The organism is uncultured Haliea sp., from assembly GCF_963973825.1.
Lineage (GTDB): Bacteria > Pseudomonadota > Gammaproteobacteria > Pseudomonadales > Halieaceae > Haliea.
In genome coordinates, this window is record NZ_CAXBAE010000002.1 from 187,920 (window position 1) to 208,032 (window position 20,113).

Below are 20,113 nucleotides of genomic sequence, written 5' to 3' on the forward strand. Positions count from 1 at the left end.
CTGGGCAGACCTACGCGGCGGGGACGAGAGTCAGCAACTCGTCGATGACGTGGTCCGGCGTGATGCCGTTGGCTTCCGCTTCAAAGCTGAGAATCAGACGGTGGCGGAGCACGTCGGCGGCGATAGCCTGCACGTCGTCAGGGCTTACGTAGTCGCGCCCACGCAGCCACGCGTGGGCTCTGGCGCAGCGGTCCAGCGCAATCGTGGCGCGTGGGCTGGCGCCGTACTCGACCCAGTTGCCCAGGCGTTCGTCGTACGCAGCCGCCTGGCGGGTGGCAACAACCAGTTGCACGATATAGTTTTCAACAACGTCGGCCATGTGCAGGCCGAGTGCTTCATTGCGCGCATCAAAGACGCTTTGCTGAGGCAGCGGCGTGGGTATGGGGGCGCCGCCACTGCGGGCTTCAGCGCGTGTCAGCCGCAGGATCTCGGCCTCGGCCACGGCATCCGGGTAACCGACTTTCACGTGCATCAGAAAACGGTCCAGCTGTGCCTCGGGGAGGGGGTAGGTGCCCTCCTGTTCAATCGGGTTCTGGGTCGCCATCACCAGGAACAGCGCTGGAAGTGCCCAGGTCTCAGCGCCGACGCTCACCTGGCGTTCCGCCATGGCCTCGAGCAGCGCCGACTGCACTTTCGCCGGCGCACGGTTGACTTCGTCCGCAAGCACCAGGTTGTGAAAGACCGGGCCGCGCTGGAAATGGAAGCTGCCTTCCTGGGGGCGATAGATCTCTGTGCCGGTGATATCCCCGGGTAGCAGATCCGGAGTGAACTGAATGCGGTGGAAGCTGCCCTCGATGCCATCTGCCAGAGCCTTGATGGCACGGGTCTTGGCCAGCCCCGGTGCGCCTTCGACCAGCAGGTGGCCATCTGCCAGCAGAGCGATGATCAAACGTTCGACCAGATGCGATTGCCCTATGATCTGGCCACTCAGCCAGCTTTCCAGCGTTCTCAGTTCAGCGCTAGCCACGCAGTCTCCTTTGGTTGATGACACTACCGCGTCTGCGGCTGGGCGCGTATTGTAGCCAATCCCCCGTGCGACTTCACGCCCGCTCCAACGCAGCCCTTGGAGCCCCGCCGCTGTGTAAAAGTTCCCTCCGCAGACATCACGCCCGGGAAGCCCTTTAGGGTAGACTGGGCCTGGCGAAGAGAAAAAAAGCAGTCGCCCAGGGCGCGGGAGCAGTGCAGCATGGCGTGGGACGAATTCAAGAGAAACCTGCTCAGGGAGCTATCTGCGCGCATTGACGCGCAGGCCGCTGAGGATGATCGCACCTCCCTGCACGAACTCGCAGAGGATTTCTTTTCCCGCTACCCCGCGGAGGATCTGCGGCACCGATCCATTGATGACCTCTACGGCTCGCTCTACGGCCTGCTTCACTTCATGGCCGACTGGGACGCGCCAGAACCCAAGGTACGCATTTTCAACCCGACCCTGCAGGACCACGGCTGGGAAAGCAAAAGCACGGTAATCGCCATCCTCTGTCGGGACTTGCCTTTTTGCACGGCGTCCGTGCGCGGGGAGTTGAACCAGCGCAACATCCGCATTCATGCCCTGGCGAGCTGCAACCTGCTGGTCGCTCGTGATAGGAGCGGCGAATTGCAGGCAGTGCTCGGTGCCATGCCCGACGATCCGGCTGGGGTTTCCCATGAAAGCCTGCTGTTCTTCGAAATCGGCCGTCACTCGCGCCCCGATCAACTGGGTGAATTGCATGATGCCCTGCGGGATATCCTGCGGGAAGTCGCCCTGGTGGTCGACGACTTTGCGGCAATGCGTCAGCGCTTGCAGTTGGCGCGTGATGCGGTCAGCGCCAATGCAGGCCAGGATGACGAGAGCCGTAGCGAGGCACTGGGGTTTATCGACTGGCTGCAACAGGATCGCGTGACATTCCTGGGCTATGAATACCTGCAGGTAACCCGGGAGGGGCCGGACTACCAGGTTAATGAAGATCCCGCCGAGCGCCTGGGCATTCTGCGTCAGCGCGACACACGGGGCGCCCAGGATTTGCAAGCGGATCTGCATGCGATGTCGCCCGAGGAACTGCGCAGGCGTCAGCTGAGTTTTGCCAAATCCGGACTACGCTCCCGCGTTCACCGCCAGGCCTACCCCGACTACATCGAGATCAAGGTGTTCGATGCGGCCGGCGATGTGGCGGGCCAGCACCGGTTCATCGGCCTGTACACCTCGGCGGTATACACCATGAACCCAAACCTGATCCCGATCCTGCGGCGCAAGGTTGCCCAGGTGGTGGAGGGGTCGGGGCTGGACCCACGCGAGCACGATGGCCGGGAACTCGCTCGCGTGCTGGAGCTGTTTCCGCGCGACGAGCTGTTTCAGTCGAGTGTTGACGAGCTGCGCAGTACGGTACTTTCCGTCAACCGCATTCAGGAGCGCCGCCAGACCCGCCTGTTTGTGCGTCGGGATGCACACGGCAAGTTCTTCAGCTGCCTGGTTTACATGCCGCGCGATCGCTATAGCACGCAGCAGCGCTGCGTCATGCAGGACATCCTGTGTCGCGCGCTGGGCGCCGAGGAATCGGAGTTCACCACCTATTTTTCCGAGTCGGTGCTGGTGCGCTGTCACTTTGTCCTGCGGGTCGACCCCGCGGTGCGCAGGGCGTGGGATGTCAACGAGATTGAGGAGCAGATCGTGCAGGCAACACTGGCATGGGAAGACCGGCTGCGGCTGCGCCTGATTGAGGAGTTTGGCGAGGAACTGGGAGAGCAGCACGCGCGTGAACTGGGGCCGGGCTTTCCGCCGGGCTACCGGGACGACTTTGATCCTCGCGTCGCCGTGCTGGATATCAAGCACCTGTTGAGCCTTCGTGCCGGGCAGAAGCTGGGGATGAACCTGACGCGCAAGCTCGAAGAGGATGAAGACCGCCTGCGCCTGCGGCTCTACCACCGCGGTGAGTCCCTGCCGCTGTCGGATGTGTTGCCGATCCTCGAGAATCTGGGCCTGAGGGTGATTACCGAGCGGCCCTATGGCATCCGCGCCGCCGACGATACCCGGTACTGGATTCAGGAGTTCACGCTCAGCTATTCTCTGTCGGACAATATCGACCTCGAGCAGGTACGCGATGAGTTCGAGGATGCCTTTGAGCGCGTCTGGTTCGGCGAGGCTGAAAGCGATTCCTTCAACCGGCTGCTGCTGGGAACCCGGTTGAGCTGGCGGGAGATCGCGCTGTTGCGGGCGTACGCACGCTATTTGCGGCAGATACAGTTTCCCTACAGTGTGGATTACATTGCCGAGACCATGGCGGATCACCTGCAGATCACCGGCGGTCTGGTGGAACTGTTCCTGACCCGGTTTTCGCCGGCCTTCGATGGTGACGATGAATGGCGCCATCAGCGGGAGCAGGCCGTTGAAGACAGGGTGCTCGCAGCTCTGGACGAGGTTCAGAACCTCGGGCAGGACCGGATCATCCGCCAGTATGTGAAGGTCATCAAGGCAACCCTGCGCACCAATTTCTTCCAGCCCGGAAACGACGGCAAGTTCAAGCCTTACTTCTCATTCAAACTGAGCCCGCGCGACATACCCGATGTGCCGCGCCCCGTGCCGCTGTATGAAATCTTCGTCTATTCACCCCGTGTCGAGGGCGTGCACCTGCGGGGTGGCAAAGTGGCGCGTGGCGGACTGCGCTGGTCGGACCGGCTGGAGGATTTCCGCACCGAAGTGCTTGGCCTGGTCAAGGCACAGCAGGTGAAGAACGCGGTGATTGTGCCGGTGGGCGCGAAGGGGGGCTTCGTTGCCAAGTGCCTGGCCCCGGGCATGTCGCGGGATGACGTGCAGGCCGAAGGTGTGGCCTGTTACCAGATATTTATCCGCGGCCTGCTGGATATTACCGACAATCGCGGGGAGGGCGGCATTCTGCGCCCGCCGCTGGTAGTCGCCAAAGACGATGAAGACCCCTACCTGGTGGTGGCGGCAGACAAGGGCACGGCCACCTTCTCCGACATCGCGAACGCGCTCGCCCGTGAGTATGGTTTCTGGCTCGGCGATGCCTTTGCCTCCGGCGGCAGCGCCGGTTATGACCACAAGAAAATGGCCATCACGGCGCGCGGCGCCTGGGTGTCGGTGCAACGGCACTTCCGTGAGCTGGGTATCAATATCCAGCAAACAGATTTCACCGTGGTGGGCATTGGTGATATGGCGGGAGATGTGTTTGGTAACGGCATGTTGCTGTCCCCACACATACGCCTTGTCGCGGCCTTCAACCACCAGCATATATTTGTCGATCCCGAGCCGGATGCCGCCGCCAGCTATCTCGAGCGCGAGCGTCTGTTCGCACTGCCACGCTCGAGTTGGGCCGACTATGACACCACCCTGATATCCGCGGGCGGCGGGATATTCGATCGTGGCGCGAAGTCGATATTCATATCACCGCAGATGCAGTCGAGATTCGCTATTCCGGTCGACAGGCTGACCCCGAACGAACTCATCTCGCACCTGCTGCGCGCAGAGGTGGATCTGCTCTGGAACGGGGGCATCGGCACCTATGTCAAGGCCAGCAGCGAATCCCACACGGACGTCGGCGACAAGGCCAACGACAGCCTGCGTATCAACGCCAGCGAGCTGCGCTGCCGGGTCATTGGCGAGGGCGGCAACCTCGGCATGACGCAACTGGCCCGGGTTGAGTACGGCCTGGCGGGCGGGCGTTCCAACACCGACTTTATCGACAACGCGGGCGGAGTGGACTGCTCCGACCACGAGGTCAATATCAAGATCCTGCTGAATGCCGTCGTGGAACGTGGCGACCTTACCGGCAAACAGCGCAACGTGCTGCTTGAGGACATGACTGACGGCGTGGCGGCATTGGTGCTGCAGAACAACTACCGGCAGACCCAGGCGATCAGCCTTGCCGAGGCCGAGGTGCAGGAGCGCAGCGGCGAATACCGACGTTACATCAGCAATCTGGAAGCCGCGGGCAAGCTCAACCGGCAGCTGGAGTTTATCCCCACCGACCAGGAGCTAGCCGACAGGCGAGCGCAGGGGCAGGGGTTGACGCGACCCGAGCTGGCAGTGCTGGTGTCTTACAGCAAGGCCATCCTCAAGGAAGAGCTGATCGCCTCTGACCTCGGTCTGGATCCGCATCTGGCCGCGGCAGTGGCTACTGCGTTTCCTGCACAGCTGGTGCAGCGCTACCCGGAGGAGGTGGCCGAGCACGGCCTGCGCCGGGAAATCATGTGTACCCAGGTGGCGAATGACATCGTCAATCGCGTGGGATTCAATTTTGTGCCGCGGCAGCGCAAGGCCACTGGCGCGCCGGTGGCGGATGTTGCCAGGGCCTACACCGCGGTGATGCACATCTACGCCATCGACGAGTTATGGGCGCGTATCGAGGCGCTGGACCACGTGGTTGATGCGACGGTGCAACAGGCCATGATGCATTGCCTGATGCGACTCGTGCGCCGTGCCAGCCGCTGGCTGCTGCGGAATCGACGCCATGAAATGGCGCCGACGCGCGCCATTGCCGAATTTGCAGACGGTGTCGCGCAGCTGCGCGAGGCGCTACCGACCATGTTGCGGGGGCGGGCGGCAGAGCAGTACCTTGCCATGTCGCAGCAGTGGCAGGACGCGGGTGTCGATGCCTCGCTGGCCGAGGCCGTGGCAGGTGCTCTGCAGGGCTACACTGCCCTGGGCATAATCCAGGCGGCGCGGGAGACGGAAGCACCGCTGATGCACGTGGCCGAGCTGTACTTCGAGATGGGTGAGCGATTGCAGCTGGACTGGTTCAGTGGGCAGATACTGGCCAGCAAAATCGAGAACGAGTGGCAGGCGCTGGCGCGCGATACGTACCTCGAGGACCTGGAGTGGCAGCAGCGTACGCTGGCTGTCGGGGCACTGCGCTATCTTACCCCCGAAGGGTCCCTCGAGGCATGCCTGGAAACCTGGGAGGCGCAGCAGGCCGCACTGTTGGCTCGCTGGCAGGATATGGTGACCGAGCTACACACCACGGATTCACCTGATTTCGCGATGTTCGCTGTAGCTGTCCGCGAGCTTCTCGACCTGGCGCAGAGCAGCCTGCGAACCTGAAACCGGTGCAGGGGGCCCGTGAGGCACCCTGCACACTGCATTGCGTCAGCTGACGCGTAGTTTGTGTACGCCTGACACGCCGGTCAGGCCGTCCCATTGGTCAACACGACCCTCTCGCCAACCTGATACCCACTGCTGACGGTGTTCCTCGTTGGCGTGCGGACAAAAGTCGATACTCCGGCCCGTAACGCCGGCTTGATAACCGCGGTCGTACGCCCTGGAACTCATGTCGCGTTTCTGTCTTCTCATAGATACTGCCTCCTGTTGGAACTCTGCACCCTGCGGGCACAGTTCCATCTAAACAGACTGCCACAGGCCTCGCAAACATCGATTTGGAGCAAAGCTCCATCCTGTTATAACCAAACAGGGTGTACACTGCAAGGACAAGCCCGGCTGTGCACATCGAGGGGGGAGTATGGCGACGTCCGGCAAGCATATCGTGATTTGTGCCGATGGCACCTGGAACGATCCGGAGGACGAAAACCCCACCAATGTGTTGCGTATCGCCCGGGCGATCAGTCCCCGCGCCGCGAATGGCCGCAGGCAGGTGGTTTTCTACGATTGGGGTGTCGGCTCCTACTATGCCCAGGCGAGCGGCGGCGTTACGGGGCTGGGGATGACCAAGAATATCCAGGATGGCTACCGCTTCATCGTGCAGAATTTCGACCCGGGAGACCGCCTGTTCCTGTTCGGTTTCAGCCGTGGCGCCTACACGGTGCGCTGTCTGGCCGGTATGCTCAACAACTGCGGCATTCTGCGACGCTCCGAGGCCAACCGCATTCCGGAGGCCTTCACCCTGTACAAGCAGCGCAACGCGCCACCCGGTTCAGTGACCTCAGAGCAGTGGCGGCAGCGCTTTGCCGTTGGCGGGCAGCGTGCCACCGTCGATTTCATCGGCGTTTGGGACACGGTAGGCGCCCTGGGCATTCCCACGCGTGTGCTCGCCTTCGCCGAAGAGAAGGACCTGTTTTACGATCCCGTGCTTGGGAGCAACGTGAGGGTCGCACGGCATGCGGTGTCCATCGACGAAGAGCGCAGCGATTTCGAACCCACACTGTGGGCACCCAGCGAGAGTGCCGATATGCAGCAGGTCTGGTTTGCTGGCGTGCATGCCGATGTCGGTGGTGGCTACCCGGCTGACGACGCTGGCAAGCGGCTCAGCGATATCCCGCTGCACTGGATGGCCAAAGAGGCAGAGCGCAGTGGGCTTCGCCTCGAGCCGCACCTGCTGAACCCTCTCGTGCTGGACAGCACGGCGACCGCACATCGCTCCTACCAACGTTTCTGGCGTGCCCTGGGCCGCTACAGCCGACCTATTCCCGATGACGCCGTACTTCATGCCTCCGTCCGAGAACGGTATGCGCAGGGCAACTACGCGCCTAAATCTCTGGTGGAGTGGCTCGCGCGCCGCAGCGGTGCCTGGCGTTCAACGACATGATTGATGGGCCGTGTTATGTGGTGGTCGCGAGAGTCGCGGCGACTCCAGATACCGTTGTCGCTTTTTGGGTTTTAGCCGGTTGAGGTCAACCATCACGAAAGCGTCGACACAGTGGCCAAACGTCGGGTCAATATTGAAGGCTGTCATCCACATCCCGTCGGGCTCCGCAACGTTGGCGTAATGTTTGAACAGGGTCGGAATCTGCAGGCCGAGACCTGAGAGATGCTGACGCAGTGCCTGCAAATCCTGCTCCTGGTCACCGCTGGGTGTGTAGGGTTGCTGTGGGCGAAACGGGCGGCGTGGTTGTACGGAGAGCGCGGTGTTTGCGCCGTAGGTGGCATAATATCCGCAGATCATGGTTGTGGCTTGTTCCCCGTAGAGTGGGCTGATGGACGCGGGCCCGAACAGATAGCGACAACCAGGGTAGCGACGCAGGTATGCCCCGATGCCCAGCCAGAGGTAGTCCAGGCTGTGCCGGGTTTGGTAGTGCGCCTGCACAAAGCTGCGACCCAACTCCAGTCCCTCTCGCAGGTATGTATCCATGCTTCTGCCAAAGCGAAACAGTGAATGGGAGTACAATGCCCCCAATCCACCCGAGGCAACCAGCTTCTGTGCGCGACCGAGCCGATAGGCACCGGCAATTTCCCGAGCCTTCGGGTCCCACAGTGTCAGCTGTAGGTACTCGCGATCAAATCGATCGATGTCTCTTGGCAGACCGGAGCCTTCTCCCAGCGCGCGAAATGCCAGCTCTCTCAGACGCCCTATCTCGCGCATGACACACGGGGCAGAATCCATTTTGCACAAACGAATCTGCATACCATCCGGTGTGGTGCCGAGTAGCTCGCTGGTCTCCATTTCCTGCTGCAGCAACGTGCGATTCTCAGGGTCCGCTATTGCCTCAGCACCCTGGAAGATCGGGCGCGCGTTTCGTGCCAAACGATAAACATGCCGTCTGAAGAGATCCGCCAGAACACGAGGAGAAGAGGACACCTGGCTATAGTTAGCCCAGGGAATCGGCGCTCCCACGCGCGCTGCGACCGTGTTGTGTTCCTGCTTGAACATCTCACGCACCAGCCAGAGTGTTGAGAGGGGTCGTGACAGGAACGAGAGGCTGTAAAAGAACACGGAATTGCGCCCAGCGACGTAGACAGGCAAGACGGGTGCGCGAGCAGACTCAGCGATGCGTATGAAGCCTGGGTTCCATTCACCATCTTTGACACCCTTGATGCCGAAGCGGGACACCTCGCCCGCGGGAAAAATAATCAAAACCCCCTCGGATTCGAGGTGTTCCCGAATGCGCTGCAGGTTTCTCTTTGGAGTGCCGCCCCCCATGTTATGGACTGGCAAGAGCAGAGTCTCCAGTGGTTTTATCGCGCTCAAGAGCGCGTTGGCGACCACCTTGACGTCCTGCCTGATGCGCCCCACCTGCTGCAGGAGCGCGAGCCCGTCCAAGGACCCCAGGGGGTGATTGGCAACGATAGCAATGCGTCCTGAGGCCGGTACCCGAGCCAGCTCACCCGGCGTAACCTTGAGAGTGAAGTCGAAGTACTGCAGCACGCGATCGACGAACTCCAGGCCCCTGAGCTCTGGATGCTCACGCGAAAACTGGGCGAACCGCTGCGTGTAGAACAGATAACCCAGAAAGCGCGTGGCGCTGCGAGCCAGGCGCTTATGGCGTGATACAAACTGGGGATAATGCGTCTGCAGAATCTCTTGTACATCCAGCATGTGGCACGGGCTCCCGTCAGGAGTAGAACAGTGTCAGGGCCTCATCATGGTCTCGCTGCCAGGTGTAGCGCGCACTGCGCCCCTGCGCCTGTTCAATAACGGCGATGCGTCCACCTCGCTGGATGAAGTGGTCAATCTGGCGCTGTATTTCACGTCGTTCCCGCTCTTTCTGAGTCAATGACGAACGAAACTTGTCTGTCTGCATGGGAGCATCTCCGTGTGCGGTTTGATGGCAAAGGTGCATGGCTGCTGTTGCAGTCTGGCTACAGAGCGATGAAGTTTTCTTGACCGATCAGGCGTGGTGACGAGTCGCCCTGGTCGATATTCAGTGCAACAAAAACGTCATATATCGATAACACAACTGTCATTTACCCACCTTATTCTTGCCCCTGTCCTGAGCCGGCGCGCTGATCGCAGCACCGTCTCGAATGTTGCTCATGCATCGGGAAGCAAGAATGAAACCATCGTTTTCTCATATCGGCGCCGCAGCCATCCTCATTTGTTCCAGTGTTATCGTGCAGGCAGCCGATGAACTTGTGGTACAGGTCAGCCGCGATGGGGTCTCCGCAGCGGGGCTGACCGTGGTACTGGACGGCGCGGTGAGCAAGCCCGTAGACGAGGGCGGCTTTGTCTACTTCGATCTTTCTTCCGGTGCCCACAGCGTGCAGATTCTCGACGGTGGCCGGACACTGCACAGCTTTCGTTTCAACACCGCCGACGGACAGCTTGCGGATGTGCTGGTGACGCTTGGCGCTGACTCGGAGGCCTCGGCCTCTGTAGAGTCCTACTTTGCGGCTGAAACCGCCGCACAACGCAGCCGCGCCACCACGGGTCGGATCACCGGCCGCGTGGAATCGGGAGGCCAGCCAGTTGCCGGAGCCGTGGTTGCGCTGGGCGGCGGTGTTGAGCGAACAGCCACGACAGACGAGAACGGGCGCTACCAGCTGGAGGCACCACGGGGTATCTACAGCCTGACCATCAGCCACCCTGACCTCGGTACGCAGAACATCGAGGAATACCGCGTCATCGCCAACGCCGAGAAGCAGTCAAACTTCGTGCTGCGTTCCGCGGCAAGCCAGTCGCTGGCCATTGGCGTGCCGCAGATCGAGGAAGTGACGGTCATCGCCAGCCTGCCCGCCGGCGGCATGCAGGAGTCTGAGCGATTCGCGACCAACGTCATCAACACACTGGACGTGGAGCAACTCGCGCGCTTCGGCGATACCGATGTCGCGGCTTCGGTGATCCGTGTTCCGAGTGTGACGGTGCAGGATGACCAGTTCGTATTCATTCGCGGATTGGGCGACCGCTATGTCAGCAGCACACTCAACGGCGCGACCCTGCCCAGTACCAACCCGACCAAACGCAGCGTGCCCCTTGATCTGTTCCCCAGCAGCATGGTCGAACAGCTTGATATCCGCAAAAGTTACCTCGCGTCCATGCCCGGTGAGAGCACGGGCGGCAACCTGGAAATCAACACCCGGACGTTCCCGAATGAGCGCGGGGGCAGTGTCTCGTTGCAGCTGGGCTACGTGGATGGCGTAACCCTGGACGATGCCTATGTCGATCCGGCCAGCGGCGATTTCGACGTCTTCGGCTGGGACGATGGCGCACGCCAGAGGCCCGCCATTGCCTACGCCGTGTCGCAGGCACTGAAGTACTCGGAGTTCTACGGCCCTGCGGTCGAGCGCGAGCTCGGGAAGCTGGGCGCAAACGCCATCACGGATGGCTTCCAGTACGACACCGAAACCGCGACGCCCGACCTGTCGATGGGTGCGAACTACGGGGACGTGTTCGATCTCCCGGATTGGGGTGCGGAGTTCGGTTACTTTGTTGCCGGTAACTACAAGAATGAACGCGGCGTTCGCAAAGACGGCATCCGCCGCACCTACGGCGGCCTGAACGCGTCCATGGTGCTGGACGATTACCGCTTCGAGCAGTTCGACAACGATGTTGACGCCAGCGGCCTCTTGTCCCTGGGGTTGAACATGGGCGCCTCCAGCTTTACCTCCAATACCGTGCTGTCGCGGGTCACCAGCGAGTCGGTCCGGGTCGAGGAAGGGTTTGACGGCGATGAACTCAACCCCTCCATCAGCTGGTCCATTGAGTGGGAGGAGCGGCAGTTCATTTCCCAGCAGCTCGCCGGCGAGCACATCCTCGGTGATGAGGAGTCCTGGACGCTCAACTGGCAGCTGACCGGCAGCCGGGCCGAGCGCTACGCGCCTGATCGCCGCGACGTGCGCTTCGACCTGCAGGGTGATGACGGCATCTACAACCTGCAGGTGCCCGAACTGACCCGCCGCTACGATGATCTGGTGGATGACAATCTTGACGGCTCTGTGGACGTCAATTACCTGTTCTCCAACGGTGCATTGGAGTCTTCACTGTCCTTCGGCGTTAACGGCATCAGTCGTGAGCGGGACTCGGATTCCGACACCTACGGCTTCGGTGGTGGTCTGCTGGCCATTGACGATAACGCCCCGAATCTCGACGTCTCCGATGTCGTCAACAGCGAAACCATCACGGGCATTCCGAGCACCGGCTTCACCTTCCAGGACAAGACGCTCCCCAGCGACAGCTACGACGCCGAGCTCGATCTGAACAGCGTCTACTTTTCATATGATGCCCTATGGAACCTGAAGTACCAGCTGGTTGTTGGGTTGCGCTATGAAGAGTTCGAGCAGATCACCGACACCTTCTCCCTGTCGGGTGACCAGGGCCCGGAGCAATCCGTGCTGGCGGAAGACTCGCTGCTGCCGACCCTGAGCTTCAACTGGTTCATCACCGATGACCAGCAGCTGCGCTTCGCGATGTCGCGCACGGTAGCGCGTCCGGATTTCAAGGAAACGTCCAACGCGACGTTTTACGATCGCGAGTTCAACTTCCGCGTTCGGGGGAACCCGAACCTGCAGGTGTCGGATGTGACCAACTACGACGTGCGCTGGGAAAAGTACTGGTCTGACCAGGAGTCCTTGAGCATCGCCCTGTTCTACAAGGATATGAAGGACCCGATCGAGCGCGTGGTACAGCCCGCGTCAGGCACGGCCGGCAACTCCCGCACCTTCCAGAACGCCGAGTCTGCCGAAATCCTGGGCGTTGAAATAGATGGGCGGAAGGACTTTGCGCTGGATGACAGCTTCACGCGCAGCGTGTTCCTCGCCACCAACGCCAGCCTGATTGATTCCGAGGTAACGCTGCAGAACGCCAGCACGCGTTCACTGCAGGGTGCGCCGGATTACACCTTCAACCTGATCGTCGGCTACGACGACATCGCGAGCGGTCACGAACTGACGCTGCTGTTGAACCAGAGTGGGGAGACCATCGTGGATGTCGGTGTTTCCGGGCAGCCGGACGTCATTCTCGAGCCCCGCATGGATGTCAACCTCGTCTACCGCTACTCGCTCTCCGACACCTTCACCTTCCGCGTGAAGCTGGAAAACCTGCTCGACAGTGAACTGGAGTTCACCCAGGGCGGGAACGTGTTCCAAAGCTACAAGCGCGGGTATGAAGTGAAGGCAGGATTTGATTGGCAATTCTGATAACAGGCACGCGTTCCGGCGCAAGCAGGATTTTTTTATGAACCAGGAAACCCGAGGAGTAACTATGAAACTGAAGAAATTGGCAATCGCCACGGCGATGCTCGGCTCAGTTGGCGGCCTGTATGGATGTTCTGAAGGTGACAGCGCCACCATCAATATTGATGCCCCCACTGAAATCGTGAACCCGCCAGTGGATGGCGGCGGTGACGGTTCCGGCAGTGCCTCAGTCTGCCCCGACTGGTCTTCCGCCCGTCCGAAAGATGCAGACGGCAACGATGTCTGTCAGATGCCGTCTACCGTTCTCGTTGACCGCACGTTGACCAGCGACAAGGTCTGGTACATGGAGTCGCGGGTTACCGTGGGCAATGGTAACCAGGAGATGTCTATCGACGAGGGCACACTGGCCAGCGGTAACCCCGTCACGAATGTGACCCTGACGATTGAACCGGGCACACAGATCAAGGGACAGACCGGGAGCTTTGCCAACCTGATCATCACACGCGGCTCCAAAATCATGGCGGAGGGCACCGCTGCGGCGCCCATCGTGTTCAGCTCGGATGACGCAGGCTTTGATGGCTCAGGGGAGTGGGGCGGCCTCATCATGCACGGTTACGCGCCGCACAACGAGTGTTTGACCGCAGACCAGGGCGCAGTCGCCTGCAACGTCGACTCCGAGGGTGAATCCGGCTTCGGCGGTGGCTACAGCCCCGACGACAGCAGCGGCGTGCTGCGCTACGTCGTCGTCACTGAAGGTGGTTTCGAGTTCGCCACGGGTAACGAGATCAACGGTATCTCCCTGATCGGCGTCGGCAGCGGCACCGAGATGGAGTACATCCAGGTGAATGCCAACGCTGACGATGGCATCGAGTTCTACGGCGGCAACGTCAGCGTGCGCTACATGGTGTTGACCGGTAACCAGGATGACTCGGTTGACTGGGACGAGGGCTGGAGCGGCAACCTGCAGTTTGTGCTGGTCGACCAGGGCCCGGACGCGACAGGGAACGTGATTGAGGCTGATACGGAAGGTACACTGGACTTCCTCTCCCTGCCCACCATTGCCAACGCGACCTTTATCGGTGGTGGCTCCAATGCCACGGGTGCGGTATTCAAGGCGACCTCGGGCGGGTTCATCCACCACTCGGTATTCACCTACGACGACGCATTCACGGCGGAAACGACCTGTGTTGACGCGAGCCGCGCTGCCCAGGTGGGTGTCGAGCTGGTGTACACCAACGTCGTGGCGGACTGTGACAACAGCGGCGACGTGGTGCTGTTGCCTGCGCTGGTTCCTGATGTCGAGCTGGACGCCAATTACGCAGCACAAGCCGCTGAAGCGTCTGCGGTCGGCGTTCTGGACATCTCGGATATCAATGCAACCTATCCGGCCAGCCTGGCGGACCCCGACTTCTTCGAGGCTACAGACTACGCGGGTGCAGTTGACCCCTCAGCCACCAGCTTCTGGTACGAAGGTTGGACGGTCTCCGGGTCGCTGTAAGCGAAGCCGAATCCCCTTTTGCGCCAGCCTTGAGCTGGCGTTTTTTTTGGTGACAGTTTCAGGGCAACTCCATCCCCAGCTGGCTGCTGCCGTCAATGCGGGGGATATCCAACACGGTCACGACGCCGGCGCTCGCGGCGACCACCGCGGGAATTGCATTCACCAGCCAGCAGGCTGCGGATGCGTTGCCACCGCCAGCCGCGCCGGGTTCGAAGCGGTCCTCTGCATGCAGGCTGAGTGTGACGGTGGGGTTGCCACTGACGATCACGTGGTGACAGCCACCCCCGTGCGGTGGGTAGGGCCAGTCACGTGCGCAGCTGTCATCAATGCGGGTGATGTGCTCCAGTACAAACAGCGCGTGGCCCTGGTGAAGCCCGCGTACTTCGAAGCGGAACGCGCCCTGGGTGCCCGCCTGAAACAAGCCCATGCCCTCGACAGTAACGTCCCGTTCCAGCGCGCGTCGCTCCACGACGACCTCGATTGCGGATACGGGGTGACCGAGGGCGTCACCGACCAGGCGCACCATGGGGCCCCAGACCATTTCGATGGCAAAATCGTGCAGCATTAACGGCAGGGCCTGCATGTCGCCACCAAAGCCGATCACCTCGCGCACGACACGGGGTTGGTCATACAGCGCGTAGTTGAATATCTCCCGGCTGCGAATTTCGGTAATGGCCGAGCTGGTGCCGCTGGCGATAATGGGCAGCATATCCATCGCCCAGCCGGGGTCGATCCCTGAAACGAACAGCGATGCGCCGCTGCGTTGGCAGGCCGCCTCAATGGGCTGCAGCACCTCGGCGAAGCTCGAGGCCGGGTGCAGCAGGCTGTAAAAGGCGCTGGAGACAACATTGCAGCCCGCTTCGAGGCAATGCAGCAGGTCGCGCATGGCCTCCTCGGGCCGCGTATCGGCCGTCGCGGTGTAGACAACGGCATCGGGTCGCTGCGCGAGCAGCCCGGCAGCGTCGCTGGTCGCCACCACGCCCACCGGGGCAACCCCTGCCAAGAGCCCGGCATCAACCCCGACTTTTTCCGGATTGGAAACCACAACGCCCGCCAGCTCAAGGCCGGGATGAGACAGTACGGCCCTGATGGCCGGGCGTCCGACGTTGCCGGTGCCCCATACAATGACGCGCAGATTCATGGTCCAGTGCTCCCCACATTCTTCATATTCTTGTCATACGGATGTCATAAAGCGGACGTATTGTTGCGCGCAATGACGTTTCCCCTGAGGAAGGCCCAGCGTACCATGCGATCACTTGTTGCTGCACTATTGCTCGTTGTCACCACCCAGTCTCATGCGCTCTCCCTCGGTGCCGAGGAGTTTGCCGCGTCCCGGCAGCTGAGCTGTGTGCTGGCGCAGGACGCCCTCGGCTTTCTCAGTGAGGACGAGTACGCCGACCAGGTGGATGAGGTGCTGGGTAACTACGATGCCGAGGCCGGCGATGTGATCTATGCCAAGGCGCTGGGCTACTTCGACGGGCTCATGTTCGGCATCCTCGAGCGCGACCAGTCTGCAATTCAGGCGCGCCTGCTGGAATACAGCGGCAGCCAGGCCTGCAGCCGCCACGTCGGGGCGCACTATACCCTCTAGGCACTCTGCTCAGGTGATCCCTCTGGAGGGTCAGCGCGTAAGGTAGCAGGAACCCGCTACCCGAGAGACTCTCCATGCGCCCCTTGCTTCCATTCCTGCTTCTTGTGTCCCTGCTGCCGGGCCTGTCCGGCTGTGGCGCGGTAACCGTAGACGAATACACTGACAATCAGCCGACCCTGGTGCCGGAAACGTTCTTTAACGGCCAACTCACGGCCCACGGCGTCATCAAGGACCGCAGCGGCAAGGTCATTCGCTACTTCAATGCCGATATCAAGGCCTACTGGAAAGACGGAATCGGCACACTGGAAGAGGATTTCCTGTTTGACGACGGTGAACCCGACCGCAGGGTCTGGACGCTCACGCCTGCGGGCGATGGTCGCTATATCGGCACCGCCGGTGACGTGGTGGGCGAGGGCGATATTACGGTAGCCGGCAACAGCATGTTCCTGGATTACGTGCTGCAGATTCCCTGGAACGACGGCACGCTGGACCTGCGCATCGATGACCGCATGTACCTCGTCAACCCGACGACTCTGATCAATGAGTCCATCATGAGCAAGTTTGGCGTGCGGGTCGGCGAGATACTGCTGGTGATCAGCAAAGTACAGGACTGACAGGGCTATCGCAGTGACACGTCTGGTCACGGCGCTCGGCTTTGCCGGGCTGATACCTTTCGCTGTCAGTGCCGCCGGCATCTGGCTGTTGCAGGACTATCCCCGTGCGCTGTCACAGCAAGGTTTCATCGTATATTCGCTTGCCATCCTGTGTTTCATGGCCGGGTCGCTCTGGGGGACGGCGCAGCGACGGGTGGGTGGCGACAAGGCACTGCGCTTGCTGGTCAGTAACGGCCTGGTGTTGTTCGCGGTGTGCAGTGTGCTCACGGCGCAGGCACTGATCGCCGGCGGGCTGCTGGCGTTGGCGCACCTTGCAACTCTCTGGTATGAACGTGGCAGCAGCACCGATCGGGGTTGGTACTCCCGCATGCGGGTTCAACTCACGCTACTTGTCGTCGCCCTGCATATTGCCTACATTGCGGGCCTTATTGTGCGCGGCAGCGCCTGAGAGGCATTCCGGCGCCAGCGAAGACCCGTACCCGCATCAAGGAGAACCCACATGCGTGCAGTTGCTGTTTCCAAACCCGGTGGCCTCGACAGGCTGAGATTGATCGAGCGGGATGTCCGCCCGCCGGGGTATGGCGAAATACAGGTGCAAGTGCGCGCCAGTTCCCTGAATTTTCACGATTACGTGGTAGCGCTGGGCATGCTGCCTACGGACGACGGCCGCATCCCCATGTCCGACGGCGCCGGGGTCGTCACCGCCGTGGGCGAGGGCGTTACCGACTTTGCGGTGGGCGATGACGTACTGAGCTGTTTCTTTCCCGCCTGGCAGGACGGGCGGCCCGACCTGCAGAAAGTGCTCGGTGTGCCCGGCGACCATGTGGATGGGTTTGCCGCTGAAGTCGTCACCATGCCGGCACAGGGTTTCACGCGCATGCCAGCGGGGCTGAGCTACGCCGAGGCGGCCACATTGACCTGCGCCGGGTTGACCGCGTGGCGGGCCCTGGTGGTGGAAACGCATCTGCGGCCCGGGGACTGGGTGCTGGTGCAGGGTAGCGGAGGGGTGTCTGTGTTCGCCCTGCAGTTTGCCCGCCAGATGGGTTGTCGGGTGATCGCCACCTCGTCGTCTGATGCCAAGCTGCAGCGGCTCGGCGAACTCGGCGCGGAACAGCTGATCAATTACCGCGAGGTGCCCGCCTGGGGCCAGCGGGTGCAGGAGATTACCGATGGCCGCGGTGCCGACCTGGTGGTGGAAGTTGGCGGGCCAGGTACGCTGCCACAATCCGTGAAGGCGGTGGCGTTTGATGGCTGTATCAGCATGATAGGCGTGTTGACGGGTCTTGCCGGTGAAGTGCCGACAGCGGAGCTGTTCCAGAAGAACGCCCGCATCAGCGGCATTACCGTGGGCAGCAGGGCGCAGCAGTTGGACATGCTGGCAGCGGTGGAGGCGGGCGGCCTCAAACCCGTCATCGACAGCAGCTACCCGTTGGAGCAACTGGCAGACGCCTTCCGTCACCAGGAATCACAGCAGCACTTCGGCAAGATCTGCCTGGATATTGGCGGCTAGTACCGGGCTCGAAAGGTGCCAACAGCGCGGACGGGCTGCTATACTCGCGGCCCGCAGCGCCCCCGTAGCTCAGTTGAATAGAGCGACCCCCTCCTAAGGGGTAGGTCCCAGGTTTGAGTCCTGGCGGGGGCACCAATACCCGCATACCCCCTTGCAAATCCCCCGTCCCCGTATCACTCTCTGCACCGTGGAATGCCGCTGCACGGCCGTGCAGCGCGGTGGTTTTTTCAAGAGGGATGCCCGATTGCGGTGGCGGTGTATCGCGAGTGTTCTGGCACTCCAGTATCTGGTAACGACGTCGGCTGTTCAGGCGTCGAACCTTCCTGCGGATCGTGAGCGCTATAGCGATGCTGTAGTGGCCATCGACCGCGGCCAGTGGACCGAATACCGGGCGCTGCGTCCGGCGCTCGATAGTTATCCCCTGGCCATGTACCTCGACTATTTTGAGCTCAGTCGCAAACCCAGCGCCGTGCGCCCCGGGGATGCCCGACTGTTTTTGCAGCGCAGCGCGGGCACGCCGCTGCCGAACCGGTTCCTGGCGATCTATCTGCAACGCGCGGGTCAGGAGCAGCGCTGGGACGATTTCCTCGCCGTCATGCCGACTGAGCCCAACAGTATCGAGCTGAAGTGCTACTTTTTGCGGGCGCAGCTTGCCGCCGGAGACCCGCTGGTGGCCTGGGAGGGGGCCGAGCGGCTCTGGGTCCATGGTGAGTCGCGCCCCAAGGCCTGTGATCCGTTGTTTGCGGCCTGGCAGAAAGCCGGGCAGCTGCAGGACGAGGTGGTCTGGGCGCGCTTGCTGAAAGCCTTCGACGCGCGGCAGCGCAGCCTCATGACCTACGTGGCACGCAAGGGCAGTGATGACCTCCAGCCCTGGTCCGAGCGGCTGCTGCAGGCCTATGTAAATCCCGATCAGATGAAGTCCCGGCTCGCCCCGAGTGACAATCCGAGAGCGGCTGACATCGTTGCGCACGGCACTGCCTATTTTGCGCGCTACAGACCGGAGGCGGCGTTGGCGCAGTGGCAGTATTTTCAGGCACGCATGGCATTTTCGGCGGAGCAGCAGGCCCTCGCGGAGCGCGAGCTGGCGCTGCGCAGCCTGTTTGCACGCTCCGCCGCCAACCTCGATTGGGTGGAGGCGGCGCTCGCGAGGCTGAACGACGATCTGCTGGTTGAAGTCCGCATGCGCTGGGCACTGGAGGAGCAGGACTGGCAGGCACTGGCGGCAAACCTGCAGAAGCTCTCCAGCGAGGGCAAGGCGCAACCGGCCTGGCGCTACTGGCGAGCCGTGCTCTTTGAGCGCAGTGGCGACAGGGCGCTCGCCGAGGCGCTGTTCCGGGAACTGGCTGCAGAGCGTGACTACTATGGCTTTCTCGCCGCCGACCGCCTTGCCCTGCCGTATCAGTTCAACCCCCAGGTCGTCAGCCTGACTGCGGAGCGCATGGCGCCGCTGCGGGAGCTGCCTGTGGTGCGGCGAATCGAAGAACTCTACCATCACGACAAGGAAAACCTGGCGCACTCCGAGTGGTACCAGGTGCTGCAGATGACCACCGCAGAGGAGCAGGTGGAGCTGGCGGCATTGGCCGCTGATCTCGGTTGGCATCGTATGGCAATCGATGCGGCGAACCGCGCCCAGGCCTGGGATGCGCTGGACCTGCGCTTTCCGCTGCCTTACCGCGACACCTTTGCCCGAATGGCGTCACAGCGGGGGGTGGAAACGACTGAGCTCATGGCCATTGCCCGGCGTGAAAGTGCGTTCTACGCCGGTGCGCGCTCGCCAGTGGGTGCCCGCGGCCTGATGCAGGTCATGCCTGCCACTGGCCGGGAGGTTGCCGCCAGCCTCGGTACGCCACATTCCGACGGCGCGCTGTTTGATGTCGAACACAACGTGTTGCTTGGCAGCGCCTATTATCGGCAGTTGCTGGACCGTTACGACGGCAATCGGGTGCTGGCGCTGGCAGCCTACAACGCCGGCCCACACCGGGTGACGCGGTGGCTGAATCCGCAGGATGAGACGGTGCCGGTAGATGTCTGGATCGAAACCATTCCTTTCCGGGAAACCCGCAACTACGTACAGGCCGTGCTGGCCTACAACGTGGTTTTCCAGTACCAGTTGGGCACGGCTGGCAGTCTGCTGACGGAACGTGAACGTCAGCGCGCGTATTGAGCGCTG

General features: G+C 61.9%; 14 protein-coding genes and 1 tRNA gene. 10 read left to right on the top strand and 5 right to left on the bottom strand.

Going from position 1 to position 20,113, the window contains the following annotated elements; translation table 11 throughout:
* Nucleotides 1-10 precede the first annotated feature (10 nt).
* Nucleotides 11-967 carry a MoxR family ATPase gene (locus tag AACZ17_RS03375; RefSeq protein WP_290739102.1) on the bottom strand — a complete coding sequence of 319 codons (957 nt, stop codon included), beginning with the start codon at nucleotides 965-967 and terminating at the stop codon, nucleotides 11-13.
* 219 nt (nucleotides 968-1,186) lie between these two features.
* Between AACZ17_RS03375 and AACZ17_RS03380 the strand changes: the two genes are divergently transcribed.
* Nucleotides 1,187-6,031 (top strand): NAD-glutamate dehydrogenase, encoded by a 4,845-nt coding sequence (locus AACZ17_RS03380; RefSeq protein ID WP_290739104.1) that lies wholly within the window; start codon nucleotides 1,187-1,189, stop codon nucleotides 6,029-6,031.
* A gap of 45 nt (nucleotides 6,032-6,076) precedes the next feature.
* Here the strand turns inward: AACZ17_RS03380 and rmf are convergent, their stop codons facing one another.
* Complete coding sequence (gene rmf / locus AACZ17_RS03385) at nucleotides 6,077-6,280, bottom strand: ribosome modulation factor (RefSeq protein ID WP_290739107.1); 204 nt, start codon at nucleotides 6,278-6,280, stop codon at nucleotides 6,077-6,079.
* 166 nt (nucleotides 6,281-6,446) lie between these two features.
* Between rmf and AACZ17_RS03390 the strand changes: the two genes are divergently transcribed.
* Entirely contained in the window at nucleotides 6,447-7,469 is a 1,023-nt protein-coding gene (locus AACZ17_RS03390) for a DUF2235 domain-containing protein (RefSeq protein ID WP_290739110.1), read from the top strand.
* Here AACZ17_RS03390 and AACZ17_RS03395 read toward each other — a convergent pair.
* Nucleotides 7,458-9,197 (bottom strand): lysophospholipid acyltransferase family protein, encoded by a 1,740-nt coding sequence (locus AACZ17_RS03395; protein WP_290739113.1) that lies wholly within the window; start codon nucleotides 9,195-9,197, stop codon nucleotides 7,458-7,460. The two genes, AACZ17_RS03390 and AACZ17_RS03395, sit on opposite strands and share 12 nt — an antisense overlap.
* A gap of 16 nt (nucleotides 9,198-9,213) precedes the next feature.
* The gene (locus tag AACZ17_RS03400) at nucleotides 9,214-9,402 is read right to left on the bottom strand and encodes a hypothetical protein (protein WP_290739116.1); all 189 of its coding nucleotides are present in this window, start codon (nucleotides 9,400-9,402) and stop codon (nucleotides 9,214-9,216) included.
* Nucleotides 9,403-9,652: 250 nt separating this feature from the next.
* Between AACZ17_RS03400 and AACZ17_RS03405 the strand changes: the two genes are divergently transcribed.
* Both AACZ17_RS03405 and AACZ17_RS03410 read left to right on the top strand, forming a co-directional pair.
* Nucleotides 9,653-12,733, top strand: coding sequence for a TonB-dependent receptor (locus tag AACZ17_RS03405; protein ID WP_290739118.1), 3,081 nt, complete (start codon nucleotides 9,653-9,655; stop codon nucleotides 12,731-12,733).
* A gap of 64 nt (nucleotides 12,734-12,797) precedes the next feature.
* Nucleotides 12,798-14,228: a hypothetical protein gene (locus AACZ17_RS03410; RefSeq protein ID WP_290739121.1), complete on the top strand. Its 1,431-nt coding sequence runs from the start codon at nucleotides 12,798-12,800 to the stop codon at nucleotides 14,226-14,228.
* 58 nt (nucleotides 14,229-14,286) lie between these two features.
* Here AACZ17_RS03410 and AACZ17_RS03415 read toward each other — a convergent pair whose 3' ends face one another.
* On the bottom strand, nucleotides 14,287-15,369 hold the full coding sequence (locus AACZ17_RS03415) for a hypothetical protein (RefSeq protein WP_290739123.1): 1,083 nt from the start codon (nucleotides 15,367-15,369) through the stop codon (nucleotides 14,287-14,289).
* Between the two features lie 105 nt (nucleotides 15,370-15,474).
* Here AACZ17_RS03415 and AACZ17_RS03420 point away from each other — a divergent pair, with 105 nt between their 5' ends.
* From AACZ17_RS03420 to AACZ17_RS03445, 6 genes are all read left to right on the top strand, one after another.
* Nucleotides 15,475-15,819 carry a hypothetical protein gene (locus AACZ17_RS03420; RefSeq protein ID WP_290739126.1) on the top strand — a complete coding sequence of 115 codons (345 nt, stop codon included), beginning with the start codon at nucleotides 15,475-15,477 and terminating at the stop codon, nucleotides 15,817-15,819.
* 74 nt (nucleotides 15,820-15,893) lie between these two features.
* Entirely contained in the window at nucleotides 15,894-16,433 is a 540-nt protein-coding gene (locus tag AACZ17_RS03425; protein ID WP_290739129.1) for a DUF3833 domain-containing protein, read from the top strand.
* A gap of 13 nt (nucleotides 16,434-16,446) precedes the next feature.
* Nucleotides 16,447-16,881, top strand: a complete 435-nt coding sequence (locus AACZ17_RS03430) for a DUF3429 domain-containing protein (RefSeq protein ID WP_290739132.1) — start codon at nucleotides 16,447-16,449, stop codon at nucleotides 16,879-16,881.
* Between the two features lie 51 nt (nucleotides 16,882-16,932).
* A complete protein-coding gene (locus tag AACZ17_RS03435) occupies nucleotides 16,933-17,943 on the top strand; it encodes an NAD(P)-dependent alcohol dehydrogenase (RefSeq protein WP_290739135.1) in 1,011 nt (336 codons plus the stop codon).
* A 58-nt stretch (nucleotides 17,944-18,001) separates the two neighbouring features.
* Nucleotides 18,002-18,078, top strand: a tRNA-Arg gene (locus tag AACZ17_RS03440).
* 220 nt (nucleotides 18,079-18,298) lie between these two features.
* A complete protein-coding gene (locus tag AACZ17_RS03445; RefSeq protein WP_339637737.1) occupies nucleotides 18,299-20,107 on the top strand; it encodes a transglycosylase SLT domain-containing protein in 1,809 nt (602 codons plus the stop codon).
* Nucleotides 20,108-20,113 lie beyond the last annotated feature (6 nt).

Bases quoted from the DNA above. Each gene is read 5' to 3' on its own strand.
- rmf (WP_290739107.1), bottom strand. From the start codon at position 6,280: ATGAGAAGACAGAAACGCGACATGAGTTCCAGGGCGTACGACCGCGGT.
- AACZ17_RS03405 (WP_290739118.1), top strand. From the start codon at position 9,653: ATGAAACCATCGTTTTCTCATATCGGCGCCGCAGCCATCCTCATTTGT.
- AACZ17_RS03380 (WP_290739104.1), top strand. From the start codon at position 1,187: ATGGCGTGGGACGAATTCAAGAGAAACCTGCTCAGGGAGCTATCTGCG.
- AACZ17_RS03410 (WP_290739121.1), top strand. From the start codon at position 12,798: ATGAAACTGAAGAAATTGGCAATCGCCACGGCGATGCTCGGCTCAGTT.
- AACZ17_RS03435 (WP_290739135.1), top strand. From the start codon at position 16,933: ATGCGTGCAGTTGCTGTTTCCAAACCCGGTGGCCTCGACAGGCTGAGA.
- AACZ17_RS03425 (WP_290739129.1), top strand. From the start codon at position 15,894: ATGCGCCCCTTGCTTCCATTCCTGCTTCTTGTGTCCCTGCTGCCGGGC.
- AACZ17_RS03415 (WP_290739123.1), bottom strand. From the start codon at position 15,369: ATGAATCTGCGCGTCATTGTATGGGGCACCGGCAACGTCGGACGCCCG.
- AACZ17_RS03395 (WP_290739113.1), bottom strand. From the start codon at position 9,197: ATGCTGGATGTACAAGAGATTCTGCAGACGCATTATCCCCAGTTTGTA.
- AACZ17_RS03390 (WP_290739110.1), top strand. From the start codon at position 6,447: ATGGCGACGTCCGGCAAGCATATCGTGATTTGTGCCGATGGCACCTGG.
- AACZ17_RS03400 (WP_290739116.1), bottom strand. From the start codon at position 9,402: ATGCAGACAGACAAGTTTCGTTCGTCATTGACTCAGAAAGAGCGGGAA.
- AACZ17_RS03420 (WP_290739126.1), top strand. From the start codon at position 15,475: ATGCGATCACTTGTTGCTGCACTATTGCTCGTTGTCACCACCCAGTCT.